The 20,635-nt window shown below is 40.5% G+C and carries 22 protein-coding genes, 1 tRNA gene and 1 pseudogene; 18 read left to right on the top strand and 6 right to left on the bottom strand.

Annotated features, from left to right (window positions below):
- Positions 1-89: 89 nt before the first annotated feature.
- From Q0017_RS01035 to Q0017_RS00990, 10 genes and pseudogenes are all read left to right on the top strand, one after another.
- Positions 90-2,213 carry a TonB-dependent receptor gene (locus Q0017_RS01035; RefSeq protein ID WP_298141763.1) on the top strand — a complete coding sequence of 708 codons (2,124 nt, stop codon included), beginning with the start codon at positions 90-92 and terminating at the stop codon, positions 2,211-2,213.
- Positions 2,214-2,704: 491 nt separating this feature from the next.
- The gene (gene leuA, locus Q0017_RS01030; protein WP_298141760.1) at positions 2,705-4,402 is read left to right on the top strand and encodes a 2-isopropylmalate synthase; all 1,698 of its coding nucleotides are present in this window, start codon (positions 2,705-2,707) and stop codon (positions 4,400-4,402) included.
- A gap of 89 nt (positions 4,403-4,491) precedes the next feature.
- On the top strand, positions 4,492-5,649 hold the full coding sequence (locus Q0017_RS01025; RefSeq protein ID WP_298141757.1) for a homoserine O-acetyltransferase: 1,158 nt from the start codon (positions 4,492-4,494) through the stop codon (positions 5,647-5,649).
- The gene (metW, locus tag Q0017_RS01020; RefSeq protein ID WP_122899985.1) at positions 5,649-6,242 is read left to right on the top strand and encodes a methionine biosynthesis protein MetW; all 594 of its coding nucleotides are present in this window, start codon (positions 5,649-5,651) and stop codon (positions 6,240-6,242) included. The genes Q0017_RS01025 and metW overlap by 1 nt, the downstream gene beginning before the upstream one ends.
- On the top strand, positions 6,239-6,826 hold the full coding sequence (locus Q0017_RS01015; RefSeq protein WP_298141753.1) for a tetratricopeptide repeat protein: 588 nt from the start codon (positions 6,239-6,241) through the stop codon (positions 6,824-6,826). Before metW ends, Q0017_RS01015 begins: the two co-directional genes overlap by 4 nt.
- An 83-nt stretch (positions 6,827-6,909) precedes the next feature.
- On the top strand, positions 6,910-7,533 hold the full coding sequence (gene rdgB / locus Q0017_RS01010) for an RdgB/HAM1 family non-canonical purine NTP pyrophosphatase (RefSeq protein WP_298141751.1): 624 nt from the start codon (positions 6,910-6,912) through the stop codon (positions 7,531-7,533).
- Positions 7,534-7,730: 197 nt separating this feature from the next.
- Positions 7,731-7,949 carry a Sec-independent protein translocase subunit TatA gene (locus Q0017_RS01005; protein WP_298141748.1) on the top strand — a complete coding sequence of 73 codons (219 nt, stop codon included), beginning with the start codon at positions 7,731-7,733 and terminating at the stop codon, positions 7,947-7,949.
- Between the two features lie 15 nt (positions 7,950-7,964).
- A pseudogene (gene tatB / locus Q0017_RS01000) lies at positions 7,965-8,231 on the top strand (Sec-independent protein translocase protein TatB); the annotation flags it as partial.
- A 134-nt stretch (positions 8,232-8,365) separates the two neighbouring features.
- A complete protein-coding gene (gene tatC / locus Q0017_RS00995; RefSeq protein ID WP_298141742.1) occupies positions 8,366-9,118 on the top strand; it encodes a twin-arginine translocase subunit TatC in 753 nt (250 codons plus the stop codon).
- 152 nt (positions 9,119-9,270) lie between these two features.
- On the top strand, positions 9,271-11,478 hold the full coding sequence (locus Q0017_RS00990; protein WP_298141739.1) for a PhoX family phosphatase: 2,208 nt from the start codon (positions 9,271-9,273) through the stop codon (positions 11,476-11,478).
- 39 nt (positions 11,479-11,517) lie between these two features.
- On the opposite strand, the gene Q0017_RS00985 is transcribed toward Q0017_RS00990, so the two are convergent.
- Positions 11,518-12,279 (bottom strand): NRDE family protein, encoded by a 762-nt coding sequence (locus Q0017_RS00985; protein ID WP_298141735.1) that lies wholly within the window; start codon positions 12,277-12,279, stop codon positions 11,518-11,520.
- 90 nt (positions 12,280-12,369) lie between these two features.
- On the opposite strand from Q0017_RS00985, the gene lgt reads away from it, so the two are divergent.
- The 3 genes from lgt (at position 12,370) to Q0017_RS00970 (ending at position 14,003) form a co-directional block, all read left to right on the top strand.
- Positions 12,370-13,182, top strand: coding sequence for a prolipoprotein diacylglyceryl transferase (gene lgt, locus Q0017_RS00980; protein WP_298141732.1), 813 nt, complete (start codon positions 12,370-12,372; stop codon positions 13,180-13,182).
- Positions 13,183-13,266: 84 nt separating this feature from the next.
- Positions 13,267-13,632 carry a hypothetical protein gene (locus Q0017_RS00975; RefSeq protein WP_298141729.1) on the top strand — a complete coding sequence of 122 codons (366 nt, stop codon included), beginning with the start codon at positions 13,267-13,269 and terminating at the stop codon, positions 13,630-13,632.
- On the top strand, positions 13,632-14,003 hold the full coding sequence (locus Q0017_RS00970; RefSeq protein WP_298141726.1) for a hypothetical protein: 372 nt from the start codon (positions 13,632-13,634) through the stop codon (positions 14,001-14,003). Before Q0017_RS00975 ends, Q0017_RS00970 begins: the two co-directional genes overlap by 1 nt.
- On the opposite strand, the gene Q0017_RS00965 is transcribed toward Q0017_RS00970, so the two are convergent.
- Complete coding sequence (locus Q0017_RS00965) at positions 14,000-14,503, bottom strand: CHAP domain-containing protein (RefSeq protein WP_298141723.1); 504 nt, start codon at positions 14,501-14,503, stop codon at positions 14,000-14,002. The two genes, Q0017_RS00970 and Q0017_RS00965, sit on opposite strands and share 4 nt — an antisense overlap.
- Positions 14,504-14,985: 482 nt before the next feature.
- On the opposite strand from Q0017_RS00965, the gene thyA reads away from it, so the two are divergent.
- The 5 genes from thyA to msrA all read left to right on the top strand — a co-directional run bounded on the left by thyA (position 14,986) and on the right by msrA (position 18,682).
- On the top strand, positions 14,986-15,828 hold the full coding sequence (thyA, locus tag Q0017_RS00960) for a thymidylate synthase (RefSeq protein WP_298141720.1): 843 nt from the start codon (positions 14,986-14,988) through the stop codon (positions 15,826-15,828).
- A 100-nt stretch (positions 15,829-15,928) separates the two neighbouring features.
- Complete coding sequence (locus Q0017_RS00955; RefSeq protein ID WP_298141717.1) at positions 15,929-16,441, top strand: dihydrofolate reductase; 513 nt, start codon at positions 15,929-15,931, stop codon at positions 16,439-16,441.
- 16 nt (positions 16,442-16,457) lie between these two features.
- The gene (locus Q0017_RS00950; RefSeq protein WP_298141714.1) at positions 16,458-17,486 is read left to right on the top strand and encodes a DUF4105 domain-containing protein; all 1,029 of its coding nucleotides are present in this window, start codon (positions 16,458-16,460) and stop codon (positions 17,484-17,486) included.
- 77 nt (positions 17,487-17,563) lie between these two features.
- On the top strand, positions 17,564-18,031 hold the full coding sequence (locus tag Q0017_RS00945) for an META domain-containing protein (protein ID WP_298141711.1): 468 nt from the start codon (positions 17,564-17,566) through the stop codon (positions 18,029-18,031).
- Positions 18,032-18,160: 129 nt separating this feature from the next.
- A complete protein-coding gene (gene msrA, locus Q0017_RS00940; RefSeq protein ID WP_298141708.1) occupies positions 18,161-18,682 on the top strand; it encodes a peptide-methionine (S)-S-oxide reductase MsrA in 522 nt (173 codons plus the stop codon).
- A 42-nt stretch (positions 18,683-18,724) separates the two neighbouring features.
- Here msrA and Q0017_RS00935 read toward each other — a convergent pair whose 3' ends face one another.
- From Q0017_RS00935 to Q0017_RS00920, 4 genes are all read right to left on the bottom strand, one after another.
- Positions 18,725-19,366, bottom strand: a complete 642-nt coding sequence (locus tag Q0017_RS00935) for a fumarylacetoacetate hydrolase family protein (protein ID WP_298141705.1) — start codon at positions 19,364-19,366, stop codon at positions 18,725-18,727.
- A gap of 14 nt (positions 19,367-19,380) precedes the next feature.
- Positions 19,381-19,881 carry a YcxB family protein gene (locus Q0017_RS00930; protein WP_298141702.1) on the bottom strand — a complete coding sequence of 167 codons (501 nt, stop codon included), beginning with the start codon at positions 19,879-19,881 and terminating at the stop codon, positions 19,381-19,383.
- Between the two features lie 137 nt (positions 19,882-20,018).
- Positions 20,019-20,095: transfer RNA gene (locus tag Q0017_RS00925), tRNA-Arg, on the bottom strand.
- Between the two features lie 101 nt (positions 20,096-20,196).
- Positions 20,197-20,421, bottom strand: coding sequence for a hypothetical protein (locus tag Q0017_RS00920; protein WP_298141699.1), 225 nt, complete (start codon positions 20,419-20,421; stop codon positions 20,197-20,199).
- Between the last annotated feature and the right edge of the window lie 214 nt (positions 20,422-20,635).

Here is a 20,635-nt window from a genome sequence, read left to right as displayed (position 1 = left end):
TTTTAAACTCAAAATCAGATTGTAGTTGAGAACTTTAATCATTATTATTCCACATAACGCTGTTAGGCTGTCCATGTTTGGAATTTCATATGAGTCAATTTACATTAAAACCACTCACTCTTGCCGTGTTGGCAGTTGCCTCAGGTACTGCTTTTGCCAATACCGCAGATGCTCCACATCAACTGTCTACCATTGTGGTGTCAGCAGCAGGTTTTGAACAAGATATTAAAAATGCCCCTGCTTCTATTAGTGTCATCACTCAAGAAGATATTGAAAAGAAAAATGCGACCAGCATTGCTGATCTCTTGGCTGATGTTCCGGGAATTGATGTTAGAAATGGCGTGGGTAAGACCGGTGGTTTAAATGTCAGCATTCGTGGTATGGATGCTGCTGATACCCTGATTTTAATTGATGGACGTCGCCAAACCACAGCAAGTGATGCCATTATGCCTAATGGTTTTTCAGAAGCTGCAACCAGCTTTATGCCACCGTTATCGGCGATTGAACGTATTGAAGTGATTCGTGGTCCAATGTCTACCCTTTATGGTTCAGATGCAATGGGTGGTGTCATTAACATCATCACTAAAAAAGTATCTGACACATGGAATGGTAACATTACCGTAAGTGGTAATGTCATGGACAGCGGAGCTGAAGCTGATTCTTGGAAAACTAGCTTTTTACTCAATGGTCCATTAATTGACGATAAATTAGGGGTACAACTGCGTGGTAGCTACTACGATCGTGGTGAATCTGAGCGTATTGGCAAAGGTACTGCACGCGATCCACGCCCAACCAGCGCCGAAAACTATGATGTCGGTGCCAAACTCACCTATAAAATAGACAACCAAAACTCACTTTGGGTCGATGGTTTCCAGTCGGTACAAAATTACGATAACTCTGACAACCGTTTAGGCAGTCAAGATACAGCAAAAAAAGCAAACGGTTATGCCGATGAACTTGAATTCTCGCGTGACCAAATTGCCGTAGGTCATGAAGGTGACTATGACTTTGGACGTTGGAAAACCTACTTAAGCCATTCACAAACACAAACTCAAGGACGTACTTTACCAACAGAGGCCTTTCCTGTAGGCAGTACCGATCCGCTTATTGGTAGCAAGCGTGTCCTTAAAAGCACAGATTTAGTCTTAGACAGCCAAATTGTTTCACAAATTGCCAATCATAAAGTGACCGGTGGTTTTGAGTTTAAAAAGCAAGAAATTGAAGACAATATTGCCCAACACATCACCAATAAAGACAGCTTTGATAAAGATTCATGGTCAATCTATGCTGAAGATGAATGGCGTCTATTAGATACTCTCAGCCTCACTTTTGGTGGTCGTTATGAAGATCATGCAGGCTTTGGTGGTCACTTTAGTCCACGTGCTTATTTAGTTTGGAATACCAATGACATATTAACTGTAAAAGGCGGTATCACCACAGGCTACAAAGCACCATCAGCCAAAGCGCTCGAAAATGGTTTGATTGACATGAGTGGTCAGGGGGAAACTTATGTGTTTGGTAACCCAAACCTGAAACCTGAAAAGTCAACCAACTATGAGCTTGGTTTTAACTTACAACCAACCGATCAACTCAACTTCTCGGCCACTGCATTTTATAACCAAATTGAAGATGCAATTGTCAACACTGACATTTCAGGTCAATCCACTTGCCCTGTAGAAGAATGCTCACAAGACATGAACGCCAATGAAGCCAAAGTTTATGGTGCAGAAGCGGCATTACAGTATACAATTTTGCCAGAGTGGGATCTTAAAGCTGCATACACTTACACAAAAAGTGAAATTACCGATGGCAACAATGAAGGGTTGTACTACAACAACAATCCAAGAGATGCTTTTAATTTAACATCTACTTGGCATGTTAATCCTGCTATGGATATTTGGTTACAGCATGAATATAAGTCAAGCCGCACGCGCTTTACCAGCACTCCAACTGCAGGCGACAACCTAGAAGTCTATAAACTGTATGGCAACAAATTTGCTGGCTACAACTTATTTAATCTAGGTTCAAGTTATTCAGTCAATGATCAATTACGTTTTAATATGGCAATCAACAACCTATTAGATAAAGACTTTACTGAAAATAAAACCTCAAATGGTGTGGTGGGTTATAAATATCTATCAACAGGTCGTAGCACCTCAGGTACATATTTAGCGGGTCGTAACTATTGGTTGTCTGTGTCTTATGACTTCTAATTTTAACTGACTTAAAAAAACCTGATTTCGATCAGGTTTTTTTATATGCTTTACATATAAGCAGTATCTATGACAAATTAACCCAAGATTATAGGTATAATACAGCCACCACTGTTGATGCTTGATTGACTACGAACAAAAACTCAATACTGAAATAAAAATGGTTTTTTTGATGATCTTGCAAAAATTAATCATTATTTAAACAAGATCATGAAAATATTTTCCAAATTAAGTCTTATATAAGAAAATCTTTTTTAACATAAGACTAAAATCCATAGAAAAAGCAAAAACTTTTCGGTTTAACTCGATTAAACTTTAAGTTATAGATTTATAAGGCATAAAAAAGGCAAGTGCCCCAAGTAAAGTCAACTCAATACTTTACTTGACAGGTTAAGCCTTGCACTTGTAACCAAGACCAATAGACACAATCTATATTCTAAAGCCCATTACATTTTAAGCAGCGTAATGGAACTTGTACGAGGAGTTATCTCATGATGTTGGCTGATCCAAGTAAAAAATACCGTCGCATGTATCAACGTGTTGATCTACCTGACCGTCAATGGCCAAATAACGAAATTACACAAGCGCCAATTTGGATGAGCACCGACTTACGTGACGGCAACCAAGCGATCTTTGAGCCAATGGACATTGAAAAGAAATTTAAAATGTTCCAAATGTTGGTGAAAATTGGCTTTAAACATATTGAGATTGGCTTTCCCTCGGCATCACAAATTGACTTTGACTTCACACGTAAATTAATTGAAGAAGGTCATATTCCAGATGACGTGTATATTGAAGTGTTGGTACAAGCGCGTGACCATTTGATTCAACGCACTTTTGAAGCATTACAGGGTGCTAAACGTGCCATTGTGCATATTTATAACTCAAACTCACCGACCTTCCGTCAAAAAGTATTGAATGTAGATATTGCCGGTGCAAAAAATCTAGCCATTAATGCTGCAACTAAAGTCAAAGAATATGCAGCCAAACAGCCTGAAACTGAGTTTATCTTCCAATATTCACCGGAATGTTTTTCTGCAACTGAATTAGAAGTTGCCAAAGACGTGTGTGATGCAGTGACTGAAATTTGGGGAGCAAGCCCTGAAAATAAAGTGATCTTAAACTTACCAGCAACTGTGGAAGTATCAGGTCCAAACGTATATGCCGACCAAGTTGAATGGATGCATCGTAATTTACAACGTCGTGATGGCGTGATTATTTCGGTACATTGTCATAACGACCGTGGCTGTGGTATTGCAGCGTCTGAACTTGCCATTATGGCAGGTGCTGACCGTGTAGAAGGTTGTGTGTTTGGTAATGGCGAGCGTACCGGTAACGTGGATGTTGCAGCCATTGCTTTAAACATGTATACCCAAGGTGTAGCGCCAAAGCTTGATTTTTCCAATATCAATGAAATTATTGCAACCGTTGAAGAATGTACTGGATTACCTGTACACCCTCGTCATCCGTATGCGGGCGATTTAGTCTTTACTGCATTTTCTGGCTCACACCAAGATGCCATTAAAAAAGGCTTTGAGTTACAAAAGAATGAAGAAATTTGGGATATGCCTTATTTGCCAATCGACCCGAAAGATTTAGGTCGTGACTATGATGCGGTGATTCGTGTCAACTCTCAATCGGGTAAAGGCGGTATTGCATACTTGTTAGAAGCCAATTACAACGTGACCTTGCCACGTCGTTTGCAAATTGAATTCTCGCAAGTGGTGCAACAAGTTGCTGATGACGAAGGCATTGAAGTCAGCGCGCAACAGATTTGGAATTTATTTCAAAAGACCTATGTGGCGACTAAAGATGCGCATTATTCAGCCAAGAATTACCGTTTGCATGATGAAAATGGCAAACAAGTCATTGAGCTTGATATTGAGGTTAATGGTCAAACGCAGCAAATTCGTGGTGAAGGCAATGGTCCAATCTCTGCCATTTTAAATGCTCTTCAATTGCCAATTGATGTTTTAAACTACGAAGAGCGCAGTATTAGTGCAGGTGCAGATGCCAAAGCTTTAGCATTGGTTGAATTACAAGTACAAGGTACGGGTAAATCTGCTTTTGGTGCAGGTGTGCATGACAATATTGTCACTTCATCAATTGAAGCGATTATTGCTTGTACCAATCGTTTGATTGAACAAGGTGTGTTAAGCACTGATCAAGTGATTGCTGCTGCGGTTTAAAAGCACAATAACAAAGCACTTTATACAAGGATACCCTCGGTGGTATCCTTTTCTACGTTTACTCCAAAGATTTAAGGCGAATTATTCCCGTGTCTTTCCCAGCTGACTCCGTGGGTCTTGTGATTCCACAAAAGTTCTCTTTTGACGAGCCGTTAGAGCTTGAATGTGGTCGAGTATTGCCGCGTTTTGATTTAATGGTCGAAACCTATGGCACACTCAATGCCGATCAATCGAATGCTATTTTGATCTGTCATGCCTTATCTGGGCATCACCATGCAGCGGGTTATCATCACGAAGATGACAAAAAGCCGGGCTGGTGGGATGCTTGTATTGGGCCCAATAAAGCCATTGATACCAATGAATTCTTTGTGGTGGCGCTTAATAATATTGGTGGCTGTCATGGCTCAACTGGGCCTACATCCCCCAACCCTGAAAATGACAATCGCCCTTATGGCCCTGATTTTCCATTGGTCACAGTACGTGATTGGGTGAAAACTCAAGCCATGCTTTCTGACCGCTTAGGTATTGCTCAGTGGTACGCGATTATTGGCGGCTCTTTAGGTGGCATGCAGGCGCTACAATGGAGCGTGGATTACCCAGATCGTCTGCAAAAATGCGTGATTATTGCCAGTGCGCCAAAACTATCGGCACAAAATATTGCCTTTAACGAAGTGGCACGTCAGTCGATTTTATCTGACCCTGACTTTTATGATGGGCGCTATTTAGAAAATGATAGTTACCCAAAACGTGGCTTAATTTTAGCGCGTATGGTTGGTCATATTACCTATTTGTCTGAAGAAGCCATGAAACAAAAATTTGGCCGTGACTTAAAGTCGGGCAAATTTATGTATGGTTTTGATGTGGAATTCCAAGTCGAAAGTTATTTACGCTATCAAGGCGAGCAATTTAGCCGTAATTTTGATGCCAATACCTATTTAATTATGACCAAAGCCTTAGATTACTTTGATCCTGCGCGTGAATATGAGCAATCTTTAGTCAAAGCCATGGCTGAACCAAAATGTCAGTTTTTGTTGGTCTCGTTTACCACCGATTGGCGCTTTACTCCTGCACGTTCACAAGAAATTGTTGATGCTTTAATTTGCAATAACAAACCGGTGAGCTATTTAGATATTGATGCCGAACAAGGTCACGACTCATTCTTGTTCCCAATTCCTTTGTACGTCAAATCATTACGGGCGTTTTTAGGTGGTAAAGAACATCTTCAAGCAACCAAGGAGAGCGTGTAATGCGTATTGATCAACAGCTTGCCGAAAAGTGGATTAAACCCGGCTCACGCGTTTTAGATTTAGGTTGTGGTGAAGGTGAATTACTCGAGCATATGAGCAAAAAACACAATATCCGCGCTTATGGTCTCGAAATTGATCAAGAAAAGATTGCAATTGCCATCAGTCGTGGCTTAAATATTATTCAGCAAGATTTAAATCTTGGTTTAAGTCGGTTTGCAGATCAATCTTTTGATTACGTGGTCATGGCACAGGCTTTGCAAGCAGTAGATGCACCAGATGTTTTATTGCGTGACATGGTACGGGTAGGTAAACAAGCCATTATTACCTTTCCCAACTTTGCCCATTGGAAGACCCGTTCTTTCTTGGCCTTAAAAGGGAAAATGCCGGTTTCTGATGCACTGCCATACATGTGGTACAACACACCAAACATTCACTTATGTACCTTCCGTGACTTTGAAGCGTTGTGTGAAGAAAATAATATTCGAATTATCAATCGACTCGCCGTAAATGGGGATCAACAAGGTAGTTTACTCAGTAAACATATCCCAAACTTGTTTGGTGAAGTCGCAATTTATCGGGTGAGCGCTCTATGAAAAAAATATTAATTAGTGGTTTATTTTTAGGATTATTTAGTCTGCAAGTACAAGCTGACTATGTTGCACCAAATAACTCAATTTCCAATCAAGCTGCACGTTATTCAGTCATGGATATTCAAAACTTAAGCCAAGCTGCCAAATCAGGTCAAGCTGGTGCACAGTTTTATTTAGGCACTAAATATGAATATGGCAAAGATGTAAAGCAAGATGTAAAACAAGCCTTTAGTTGGTACAAACTTGCTGCAGATCAAGGTTTAGCATCAGCGCAACTTAATGTAGGACGTATGTTGATTGATGGTCAAGGTACCTCAAGAAATGAAGCTTTAGGTCGTCAGTATTTAGAAAAAGCTGCAAGCCGCGGCGATAACCGTGCCAGTTTTAATTTAGCCCTGTTAGATGAAAAAAAGCGTAACTTTGTTGGGGCTTATCAGTGGTATGAACTCTCAACCCGTGACGGTATGCTTGATAATAAAGTCATTAGCCTCTCAGAAGGTAAAAAGACAGCACTTGCTGCTAACTTAACCCAAGAGCAAATTCGTCAAGCACGCGATCGTGCTGATCAATGGATTCAGGGTTTATAAAACACAAGCACCTTCGGGTGCTTTTTTATTGCTGAGATAAAATCAGTTACACTAGGAAAAATCTAAATTCTATGAGTAACTTTATGTCTAACAATGCATGGCTATCACAAAGCACTTTGGTTTTAGCCAGTAACAATAAAGGCAAAATTGCTGAGTTTGAAAATATGTTTCACCAACTCAACTTGCCTGTAGAAGTGGTGCCACAAGGTCAGCTTAATATTGAAGATGCGATTGAAGATGGTTTAAGTTTTGTCGAAAATGCCATTATTAAGGCGCGTCATGCGGCACGTATTTCAGGCAAACCTGCTATTGCTGATGACTCAGGGCTATGTGTACCGATATTAGGCGGTGCACCGGGCATTTACTCAGCACGCTATGCAGGCGCACACGGCGATGATACAGCCAACAATACCAAGCTTTTAGCCGATCTTGTGCCCTTACGCCAACCCAATCAGCCTATTCAAGGTATGTTTGTTTGTGTTTTAGCTTTGGTTGAACATGCTGATGATCCATTACCTAAAATTTTCCAAGGGCTTTGGCATGGCGAAATTTTAGAACAAGCTCGTGGTGACAATGGTTTTGGCTATGATCCGCTCTTTTGGTTGCCTGAACTTGGCTGCTCAAGTGCCGATTTATCCAAAATAGACAAAAATAAAATCAGCCATCGTGGTCAAGCCATGCAATTATTACGCGAATCGCTACGCTAATATTTTAGGCTGTGCTATTCAGAGTGCAGCCTAATTTCTTTTCTTAATAACAATTTTAAGCTTATTTTTTTATTTGTGTATTGAACACCATTAACCTGCACAGGCTTATGCCCTGACTCAAAACTGCAATATAAACGTCACCACCTTGTCATATAGAACTGTTGATATAGGCAACATTACAAACGAAGAGAAAAAAGATGGCTGGTTTATCAATTTGGCATGTCCTTATTTTTGCGATTGTGGTGTTGTTATTGTTTGGCACATCAAAACTTAAAAACCTCGGTAAAGATGTGGGTGGTGCTGTCAAAGATTTTAAAAAATCAATTCGTGAAGATGAGAAAACTCAAACTCAACTTAGCGAACCACGCACCTTAGAACATAGCGCCCAAAATTTAGATTCTATTCATAAAAATTAATTTGGATGTCTTGTCATGCTCAATATTGGAATGGCGGAGTTGCTGCTATTCGGCATCATTGCATTATTGGTGCTCGGGCCAGATAAATTACCGCAAGCTGCGCGTTTTGCTGGTAAAACTTACGCCAAAATTAAACGTTTAATCAGTAATGTACAAAACGATATTGATCGTGAGTTACGTTTATCTGAGCTGCGTGAACAAATGCAGCAAGAGATGAAAAAAATTCAGGAACTTGAAGCGAAAATGCAGATACAAATGCAGACGCTTGAACAACAAAAGGTCAATCTTATTGAGCCTGAAGTCGCTGTGCTAGAAAAACAGTCACCAGCTACCGCTTATGTACCTTACGAAAAACCAATACTCGCTGTACCGCTGCAAACTAAAAAGCTCGCTAGCCCTGTCTACAAGGTGGCCGTATGAACACACACTCACAGCCACTTAAAGATGCTGAACAACTTCAAGAAATGCCGATTACTAAACACTTAATTGTGCTACGTCGGCATTTATTTAAAATTGTGGGTCTGTTGTTGGTATTGTTTTTTTGCTTATTGCCCTTTGCTAATGAAACGTATCAACTCATGTCTGAGCCACTGCGTGCGCAAATGCCCACCACATCATCAATGATTGCAACCGATGTGACGGCTACCTTTATGGCACCATTCAAGCTCAATTTCTTTGTAGCACTGATGCTTGCTATGCCATTTATCATTTATCAGTTATGGGACTTTGTACGCCCAGCACTTTATGCTAAAGAAAAGCGCTTAGCGTTGCCTTTGTTGGTCAGTAGTATTGTGCTGTTTTATAGTGGTATTGCCTTTGCTTATTTTGTAGCACTGCCTTCAATCTTGCATTTTTTTATGAGTGTGGCGCCCGAAACAGTCGCACCTATGACCGATATTAATAGCTACTTGAGTTTCTGTTTAAAGCTATTTTTAGTCTTTGGCTTAACCTTTGAAATTCCAATTGTCACCTTAATTTTAATTTTAATTGGTGTAGTCACCACCGAACAATTGGCAGCCAATCGACGCTTTATTATTGTGGGTTGTTTTTTTGTGGCGATGTTTGCAACACCACCTGATGCCCTCTCTATGATTATGCTTGCCATTCCAATGTGGATGTTGTTTGAGTTGGGTTTACTGGCCGGAAAAATATTAGAAAAACGTAATTAAAACAAAAATTTAATAAATTAAAGAGCAGTTTTATCTGCTCTTTTTTTATTTCATCAGATTGCAATAAACCCTTCAATATTTTGTCATATTCGCACTTTAATGTGGTGCTCAACCATTCAAATACCGACGCACTTAATCGCTAGGAAAATAATATGTCTGAACAAATGCCTTTTAATGATGATTACGACAGCAATACTTCAGGAAATGCTGAATTTTTAGATCTGTTTAATAAAAAGATCAGTCGCCGTGAACTCATTACTAAAACTGCAGGTGGTGCTGTTGCCATCACTTTAGCAACAACATTAACAGGCTGTAGTGATGACAATGATTCAGCATCAATTGTTGATGATTCTGTTTTTGATGAAAGTAAACTACCATCATCATTACAGTTTAAAGCTGTAGATAAAAACACTTTAAATGCATTTAGCGTACCTGAAGGCTATGAAGCGCGTGTGCTTTACGCAATGGGCGACCCAATTGCACCAAACTTAGCAGAATGGGACGACAACAATGTTCCATCGGGCGCGTCATTTACCAAACGTTCGGGCGAATGCCATGATGGCATGACTTTCTTTGGTATGAAAAACGAGCGCTATGATGCCAATGAATCGACTGAAGGTTTATTGGTGATGAACCATGAATACATCAGCAATGCACGTTTAATACATCCTGCAAATAATACGGTAGGTCAACCAATCCGTGGCGAAGATGATGTAATCCGTGAAATCAACGCACATGGCGTATCTATTGTACATATTGTGAAAAATCCAACCACACAAGTGGTGGAAATTAACCGTAATTCACCGTTTAACCGTCGTATTACTGCTGCAACGCCAATTAATTTTGCAGGTCCAGTTAAGGGTAATGATTTAGTTAAAACAGCAACAAGCCCTGAAGGTCTGTTTTCATTAGGTACGATTAACAACTGTGGTAATGGTTATACGCCTTGGGGCACTTACCTGACCACAGAAGAAAACTTCAACCAATACTTCTCACGTGAAGATGCAGACCGTACTGACGCTGAATTGTTATCTTTAAGCCGTTATAAGATTCCAACTAAGAGCAATTATGCATGGCATACGGTTGAAAACCGCGTTGCAGACACAGAATACCAATACGACCGTTGGTTAACACGTAAAGAAGTGGATTTAACGGCTGAAGAAGATTTCCGTAACTCAACCAACACCTTTGGTTGGATTGTTGAAATTGATCCATTTGCAACCTCTGAGCGTCCTGTAAAACGTACTGCGCTTGGTCGTTTTGCCCACGAAGATTGCCGTGCTAGCCGTGCTATTAGCGGTCAAAACCTTGCATTTTATATGGGTGATGACTCAACAGGCGAGTACATCTACAAATTTGTTTCAGACACTCAGTGGAATCCTAAAGATGTTAACGGCGGCTATGCTGCTGGTGACAAATATATGGACCACGGTAAGCTTTATGTGGCGAAATTTGACTTTAATGAAGCAACGCAAAGCGCAACTGGTGAATGGATTGAGCTTTCAATCAATAACCCATTAATTGCCAATTACGATAAATATCGCTTTGCTGACCAAGCGGATGTGCTTATTAATACACGTTTGGCAGGTGATGCTGTTGGCGCGACCAAAATGGATCGCCCTGAATGGGTCGCAGTCAATCCAAAAAATGGTGAAGTATACGTTACATTAACCAACAATAGTAATCGTGGTCGTAACTATGACACTGATGCAGCTAACCCACGTAACTACTTCGACAACGACAGTGGTTCAACTTCATTACGCGGTAATATCAACGGTCATATTATCCGTTTACGTGAAAATGGCGACACGACAACTGCATTAGACTTTGTGTGGGACATCTTCTTATTTGGTGCCGAAGCTGACTCGCTTGAGAATGTTAACCTTTCAGGTTTAACTGATGCCAACGACTTCTCAAGCCCAGATGGTATGTGGTTTGACCCACGCGGTATTCTTTGGATTCAAACCGATGATGGCGCTTATACCGATGAAACCAACTGTATGATGTTGGCAGCATTACCAGGTCAAGTGGGCGATGGTAAAATTGCTGAAGCCAAATCAGGTGATGCGACACGATTAACACCGACTGGTGCAGTTTTAGATGACTCAAAACTACGTCGTTTCTTAACTGGTCCAAGTGGTTGTGAAATTACGGGTGTGACCATGACACCTGATTACAAAGCAATCTTTGTGAACGTACAGCACCCAGGCGGTACATGGCCAAGCAACCACCCAGCAGCGCTTAATTTAAGTGGTGGTCGTGGTACACGTCCACGTTCTGCAACGGTGGTCATTACCCGTAAAGATGGCGGTATCATTGCAGGCGAAGGTTTTGAGCAAGCAGCGACTCAACCTGCTTAAATCAGCATTGTAAAAAATCCCTCAACTTGAGGGATTTTTTTATGTCAGTACTTGCTGTATAGGCACGATTTTTCCTGTTTGATCTTTCTCAAGCCAATGCCAAGTTTGCTGTTTTAAAGTCAAAAAATTACAACAACGCGTACCATAGTGTGCACTTTCAATAAAAGTCGAAGACAGTAGTTGTTCCATTTGACTAGAAATTCCGGTATTAGGCAGCAAATCCACTGGCACTTTACGTTGATCTTGCAAAATATCCCATACTGCATCTTCAATCTCAGATTGCTCAGTCTGTTGTAACAATGGCAATAACTCTTGGGTAAAACGTTTGCGTAAATACCGAGTTTTCTCCCAAGGCTCATGCATTAAAGCATTGGAAACTACATACACCCCATGTGCAAGCACTTGTGGGGCTTCACCCCGATTGCTCATATAGACCGCTTGCGTTTGATCACCCATAAAGATATTAAAACCAGCATAATCACATTGCTTGGCTTCTAAGAATTTTGCAAAGCGAATTGGGGCTAAATCTGACTGTAAAAAATCACTAACCAAATGCCCGCGTGAAGTCGGATAGTGTTTTTGGTCTTGTCCATCACGAAAATTGGTAATCACCGCCCAACGTCCGGTTTTGGTCACGCCCATCCATGTGCCACCTTGTTCAAGATCTTGTCCGGCAATGATATTGCTCTTGTCCCAAGCTTTGAGCGCTTGAGTTGGGCGCTGATAATATTCATCCCGATTGGAAATTAAGCATAAGGGCATTCCATCAATGACCTGCCATGCCAAAGCCACAATACACATGTTGTACTCCCTGATCTTTACACATTGAATGTACAACATTTTTCATAACTTTCAGCTAGAATCTATACAAAACAAGATCAAGGAATTTAAATGCTGACCTATCCAAATATTGACCCCGTTGCGATTGCAATTGGGCCACTGCAAGTGCATTGGTATGGACTAATGTATTTATTGGCGTTTTTATTTGCATGGGGCTTGGCCACTTACCGCGCAAAACAACGTCAAGGTTGGACGGCAGATATGGTTTCTGACCTGATTTTCTATGGCGCTTTAGGCGTCGTGATTGGCGGTCGTGTTGGATATGTGTTCTTTTACGGCTTTGAACAATTCTTGGCAGATCCATTATGGTTATTCCAAGTTTGGACCGGTGGTATGAGCTTTCACGGCGGTTTTTTAGGTGTGGTTTTAGCCATGCTGCTGTGGTGTAAGAAATACCAAATGTCATGGTTCCAAACTTTAGATTTTATTGCCCCTTGCGTACCCACAGGTCTAATGTTTGGGCGTATAGGTAACTTTATTGGTGGTGAATTATATGGTCGTTCCGTCACCAATCCTGATTTTGCGCTAGGCATGATTTTCCCAACCGACCCTCTACAATTGGTGCGTCATCCATCGCAGCTTTATCAAGCATTTGCTGAAGGTTTATTGTTATTTATTCTGCTGTGGTGGTTTAGCGCTAAGCCTCGTCCACGCATGGCGGTGTCGGCCGTATTTTTGATGGGTTATGGTGTGGCGCGTTTTGTCATGGAATTCTTCCGTGAACCCGACAACAGCCAACTGTTCATTGCATGGATGAGTAAAGGACAGTTCTTAAGTCTACCGATGATTTTGGTGGGCGCATGGATGCTATGGTACGCCTACAAGAAAAATGTTTATGATTGGGGTCCTCAAAAACTCAATTAAAGCCTGCAAGGTGGAGCAATCGCTTCACCTTTTTTTATGCCAATTTGCTACATTAAGCCTCCTATTTTATTTAGCCTTGTGCCGATGCTTGAGTTTTGGTTTGACCCGAATGTGCCTGTAGGTCGTAAATTTAGCTTGTTTGGAATATTGGTATTCGTGACAGCGGTGTTGTATTGGCTGAATCCTTTAAGCTTAATGGCGATTTTAATGTGTTTAGGGACAGGCATTATTTTTTTAATGTGTCGTTACTGCAAACTACATTTTGCTCCAACTCAAAGTATATTTGCGCGCGTATTACATTGGATTCCTATTGCTTTAATCATTGCGATTATTTTTATGCAGCTTAAACATGGCGATATCTTAATCTTAGGTGCTCAAGGCATTGGTTTTATGGCATTGGCCATTTGCTTATTTTCACCTTTTTCTTTGCTCAAAGCTCAGGATCAATAATGTTAGATTTTTGGTATTCAGCGCGCTGTAATCGACAAGTCAAACTTGCCTTATGTGTGGCGGTTTGTTTAATGATTTATGCATGTGCCAAAGTGGCAGAGCTGAGTTTAGCCTTTAGTCTGCTGAGCTTAGGCTTAGGTGCACTTGTGCATGTATTACGCGTAATTAAGCTCAAATTACAAAGCCAACAGCGTTATAACAACATGTTTGATGCACTGTTTTTTCTGCTGCCAATCGTGTATTGGTTGGGCTTAATGCTGTTACTACCCTCGCAGCATGTGTGGGCCTTAATGCTACAAGCGATTGGCTTTAGTGTGCTCAGTTTATTTATTGTGTCAATTTACAGCAACCGCGCACCACGTTTTAATTAAAATGCCAAGCGATAGTATTCATATTTGACGTTTTTATTTTTATATACCGCATGACTACGCTGTTTAAAATCCGACACCCATGCTTGACCTGAATATGCCGCAATATGTCCATAACGATTGCTTGCAGTGCGATCAATAATATAAATATCACCCTTTTGTGGTCGGTCAAAAGCCAAATTAATTTTGCGATAACCAATTTGGGTTAAGGTTGAACCCCAATCTGCTGCTGCAACAGGATGACTTTTAAAACGAGCACCCGCAGCTTGCAGTGCTAAACGGACGCTACGCGCACACTTACGCGTGGTGGTTTGACGGGTAATCCCTTGCAAATATTGGGTCATTTTATTGACATCAATGCGCTGACCATTAAATTTCATGCTGTTTTTTTCAGGTTTAGCAATAGACTTAGGCGGCTTTTGCGTCGCTTGCGCACGACGTAACACATTGGCTTGAACAGGGGCAGTTACAGCACTCACATTCACGCTTTGAACATCAACCATAATTTTTACACCATCCTCAGCAGACCCAACTGCATATTTTAAGAAGACGGCATACTAAACAGATTAATCGTTTTTTTCACTGTTTAAAATGTAAGAAAAGGTTAATAATTAGGCTAAAATTAACCACCAAAATAACATTATTTTTTATATTAACTTAAGTATCAATCAGCTATACAAATACACCTAACAGCTTTTTGAGTAAAACTATTGTAAAACAGATACCGCAATTAATCGCTTTTAAGACTTAAAATATTGCTTTTAACACTTAAAAATCCACTTATTTTTGACTGTAGATGTTTAGATCTATATGGCGTACATGCAGTTGACCAAGAGCCAAACAGCATAGTTTAAGTTAAGTATATGTCCTCAAGTTTAGCTTAAATCTGAGCGCATAGGCTTTTTAACAAAAAATCTGTATGATTGGCACATTCCCCATTTTAATTTAACTTCAGTCAAAGCGACTAAAATGATTTGAGAGTTCTATGCGTCAATATTTAGACCTTTTACAACACATCCTCGACAATGGTGGCGACAAAGGCGACCGTACAGGCACAGGAACACGTTCTGTATTTGGTCATCAAATGCGCTTTGATCTTTCCAAAGGTTTTCCCTTATTAACCACAAAAAAGGTTCACTTTCGCTCGATTGTGATTGAACTGTTGTGGTTTTTAAAAGGCGATACCAACGTTCAATATTTAAAAGATCATAAGGTCAGCATTTGGGATGAATGGTCAACGGCTGAACAAACCGCTCGTTTTGGTCGTCCTGAAGGTGAGTTAGGTCCGGTTTATGGTCACCAATGGCGTAATTTTGGTGCGACCAAAAATACAGACAATAGCTATAATGCTGATGGCTTTGACCAAATCAAATGGTTGATTAACGAAATCAAAACCAACCCAAATTCACGTCGTTTAATCGTGTCGGGTTGGAATCCAAACGAAGCCAGTCAAGTGGCGCTACCGCCTTGCCATACATTGTTCCAATTCTTTGTGCATAACGGAAAATTGTCGTGTCAGTTGTACCAACGTAGCGCCGATGTATTTCTAGGTGTACCGTTTAATATTGCCAGCTATGCGCTATTAACACATATGATTGCGCAAGTATGTGATTTAGAGGTTGGTGATTTTGTCTGGACAGGTGGCGATACACATTTATATGCCAACCATTTTGAACAAGCACAATTACAACTCAGCCGCGAGCCTTTGGCTTTATGCCAATTACAGCTGAATCCACAAATCAAAGATTTATTTGATTTTAAGTTTGAAGATATTGAAATAGTCGGCTATGAGTCACACCCTGCTATTAAAGCACCGGTCGCCGTTTAAGTTAAATATTTGCTCGATCTACAATATCCCCCTTTCTTATAGGGGGATTTTGCATTTTAATAGGCATAAATTTTGATTCTTTTATTTGGATATTTTGGGCATGGCATTTCAAGATTTAGAAGTGGTACACGTGGTGGCAATGGATCAGCAGCGCTGTATTGGTCAAGGAAACGACTTGCCATGGCATATTTCTGCCGACCTCAAACACTTTAAAGCAATCACCCAAGGTGGTGTGGTGGTGATGGGACGCAAAACCTTAGAATCTATGGGGCGTACCTTACCCAAACGTGTCAATTGGGTAATTACCCGTGATCAAAATTGGGCATTTGTAGGCACTAAGGTTGCGTATTCTATTGAAGATGCCTTAAGCCAAGCTGTTGCTGATGTCAAAGCATCAGAGAAACCAAACAGCATTTTTATTATTGGCGGCGGTGAAATCTTTACACAAACCTTAGCGATTGCCGATCGTTTAGAGCTCACTCATGTTGAATTAGATGTACAAGGTGACGCGCATTACCCTGCCATTCCGGCTGAATTTAAAAAAGTTGCCGCTGAGCAACATGTCGACGACAAAACAGGGATTGCATTTGAGTTTGCAACCTATCAAAAATAAGCTTTTGGCTTAGATCATGATGATGACAGCATCTTTAAAACGCATCTTACATGCTTTGTTGCATATAGGCTTTAGCTTAAGCGTGGTGCTGTCTTCATTGTGGTTATGTATGGCAATCTGGATACAGCAACCTTTAGGTCATGTTGCGTCTTATGCCTTCATTATAATATGGATTGCCTTTGCCTTAAGTGTACTTGGCATATATGCCACGCATTGGTTAGGCCGTAAGAAAGATGTATTGCTGTATATGCTTGGCTTATTGCTGGGTTTAACTTGGTATTTTTCATTATCACCTGAGCAAAATCGCCAATGGAATCCTGAAGTTGCACGTTTACTCAACTATGAACAACACGGCAATTTGGTCACCTTACACAATGTGCGAAATTTTGCTTGGCAAGCCGATGGTAGCTATGTTGAGCGTTGGGAAAGCCGCACAGTTGATTTAAGCCAAATTTCAGGGGTGAATATGATCACCTCTTATTGGATGGGACCCCAAATCGCGCATACCTTGGTCAGCTTTGATTTTTATAACAGTGCCCCCATTACGTTTTCCATTGAAATTCGCAAAGAACAACATGAAGATTTTTCTGCCTTAGGTGGCTTTTTTCGTAAATTTGAACTCAGCCTTATAGCAGCCGATGAAAAAGACATTATTTACACACGCAGCAATGTGCGCGGTGAACAGGTGTATTTTTTCCCTATTAAAATGCAAGCTCAGCAGCAACGGGCATTATTTGAACAATATCTAAGTAAAGCCAAGCAATTACAAAACACCCCAAAGTGGTATAACACGTTAACCAGTAATTGCACCACGTTGGTGTTTGATATGGTACAAGCCGCGACTAATCAAAGCTTACCTCGCGATTATCGTTTAATAGCTTCGGGCTATTTGCCCAATTATTTACATGATTTAGGGGTGCTAGACCCCCAAATTGATATGGCAACCTGGTACAAGCTGGCGCACGTGAATCCTAAACGCCATGCGCCAGTGCTTAGTAGCCAAGAATATTCATCTTTATTGCGCCAAGACCTTACATCACCTTAATTTTTGTAAATTATGCTTACAGTCAGCAATTTTTTGCATAAGATAAGATGAACTTAATGACAATAAGAGTCTCACTCATGCTAAAAAAATTATGTACTGTTGCCCTATTGGGTGCAAGCCTTGCGATCACTGCGTGTTCAACTACACCTGTACAACCAGGTCCATCTGAAACCATCACCCAAAGCAATTTAATGCAATTGCAGCATGGCACATGGATTTTAACACACATTGGTACCATGCAAGTCACCACCAAGCCAAGCACCAACAACATTCCAAGTCTACAATTTTCTAAAGATGGTCGTGTATCAGGTGCAGATGGTTGTAATCGTATTATGGGTGGCTATGCCGCAGGTCGTGAAACCTTAAGCTTGTCACAATTGGCTAGCACTAAAATGGCGTGTATGGACAAAACCTACGTGCCACAAAAGTATGTAGAGGCTTTGGGTAAAGTGACTCATTATGTGGTGTACAACAAAACTTTAAAACTCACCGACAAGAATGGCAATGTGTTATTACAATTTAGTAGTGCAGTGCAACCACGCTAAGCGTTAAAAATTGTTAAAAAAAGCCTGCAATAGCAGGCTTTTTATGCATTTAGACTCAAGCGACGTTGTAGTTTTTAGCTTTAGCTTTATATTAAAGTTTATAAATGCAAAAAACTTAGGGAATACAATATGCAACAGGCTCTATTTGGCGGTGGTTGTTTTTGGTGTGTAGAAGCCGTGTTTTTACGCTTAAACGGTGTTACCAAAGTCACCAGTGGTTATGCTGGCGGTGATATGCCAAATCCAAGCTATGAACAAGTTTGCACAGGTGAAACCAACCATGCCGAAGTATTGTTGGTAGACTTTGATGAAACTCAAATCAGCTATGCACAATTACTTGATGTATTTTTTGCAACTCATGATCCAACCACATTAAACCGTCAAGGTGGTGACGTCGGTACACAATATCGCTCGGTGATTTATTATTTTAATGATCAACAAAAGCAATTATCAAAAGCAATGATTGCTGAACTGTGCGCTGAAGGCTTAAATATTGTCACAGAGCTCAGTCCTGTACCCACTTTCTACCCTGCCGAAGACTATCACCAAAATTACTTTGCCAAAAACCCAACCCAAGGCTATTGTAACTTTGCCATTCCACCTAAACTATTAAAACTACATAGCAAGTTTGCGCATTTAATGCGTGACTAACCAAAAAAGGACTGCCAAGCAGTCCTTTTTTTATTTACAAGTTTAAGCTTTAACGTAAGTGCGCCACACAAAATCTTGGCTTTGACCTTTGAGCGTCATATTAAGTTGATCATTGGCTTGTAATGCCCCTACACCTGCAGGTGTACCTGTCATAACCACATCACCTGGTTGTAAGCTAAAGCTTTGGTTAATTTCAATCAATAGCTCTGCAATACTAAAAATTAACAAACTCGTATCACCCACTTGACGCACTTGTTGGTTAATTTCAAGCTGATACTGCACCTGATCCCAAGCCTTAATTTCGCTTACACCTACCCAATCACCAAGCAAGCAGGCACCATCAAAGGCTTTAGCACGCTCCCAAGGATGCCCCTTGGTCTTCAATTGATCTTGTAAATCACGTAATGTTAAATCTAAACCTAAAGTAATTGCTCCAATTGCAGCTAAAGCCTGCTCAGGATTGGTCACTTGACTTAAAGGCTGATCAATACGCAAACATAATTCACATTCATAATGACAGCTGCCTAAAGCTTGGTTCCAAGCAATACCATCAGCCAAAGGCGTTAAGCTGCTCGGTGGCTTTAAAAACAGCACAGGCTGATCAGGAATGGCATTGCCAAGTTCGGCGGCATGCGCCGCATAACTGCGCCCTACACAAACAATCTTGGATGGTGATAAAGACATACATAAACCCTTTTTTATTTTTTATTAAAACTATTGCTAAATAATGCATGCTCATGAGCATCACGCAAAGCACGTTTTGGCACAATCACCACCATACGGCTTTTTAGCTCTAGCATATAGGTGAGTTTACCTTCGGCAAAATTTGCGACTTCGTGATAATGCAAAGTTTTAGTGCCGCCATTGGCAAAAATTTCTGCATAATCTTGATAAAGATCTAAACCTTGCTCACTTTTACCAAATTGATATTTGACAAACTGACGCTTAAACATCATGGGTAAAAACCAATAACGCATTAACAGTTGTAACACCAAGAAGAAGGCACCAAGCGCCACATAATAACGCCCAACCCCATCTACGCCTAAATATAAGCCCCACACTAAAATTGCCACACAGACCAATGGGGTAATAAAACGGGTAATTTGCTTTTTACCAAAGGTTGCCAAAGCAAATCCATCTTGGGATTCTTCTAAAGTTAAATAATAACGAAGTGAGAGACTCGATTTGCTGTCAGACATAAGCCCATGAACACATAATGAAATAGCACAAATCTTACACCATATTGCATGGCTTGTTGATGCTTGTCGTGTATAGAACATACACACGTAAAAAAACCGCATCTATGTGCGGTTTTTTTAGGAATTCTTATCAAGATTGGTGCGCTCAGAGAGATTCGAACTCCCGACCCCTTAGTTCGTAGCCAAGTGCTCTATCCAGCTGAGCTATGAGCGCGACGTCTTGATGAAGTGCATTATATATAAATTTTTAACTTTGTTAAGCCCTTTTGCACAAAACTGCGTTTAACTGAACATATAACACTCAAATTGAGTTTTTTAAGCTAAAGTTTGAACAATTGGTTGTAATTGTTGCTTACAGCCACCACATAAACTGACTTTTTCACCCAAACTTAAATGGATAAAATCATCCACGACGCCTTCTAAATTTTCTTGGCAGCTAAAACAGGCTTTGTCAGATAAATAAATCACCAGATCAAGATGTTGATAAACATACTCACCATCGCTGTAACACACTACGCTTGAATTTTTTTTCGGAAACATTCCTTGCCCCCTATTTTATTCTAATGATCATCAATGCTATTGCTTTAGCACTATATCTGACCACCTACAACACAAACATGTTTAAATCATAAAAAATACAAATTTCAGACACAAAAAAACCGCTATAAAAGCGGTTCATTGTTCAAGTTGGTGCGCTCAGAGAGATTCGAACTCCCGACCCCTTAGTTCGTAGCCAAGTGCTCTATCCAGCTGA

Source organism: uncultured Acinetobacter sp. (assembly GCF_947624825.1).
Lineage (GTDB): Bacteria > Pseudomonadota > Gammaproteobacteria > Pseudomonadales > Moraxellaceae > Acinetobacter.
Note: the sequence above shows the minus strand (reverse complement) of the source record. Positions and strands in the feature narration are given on the sequence as shown.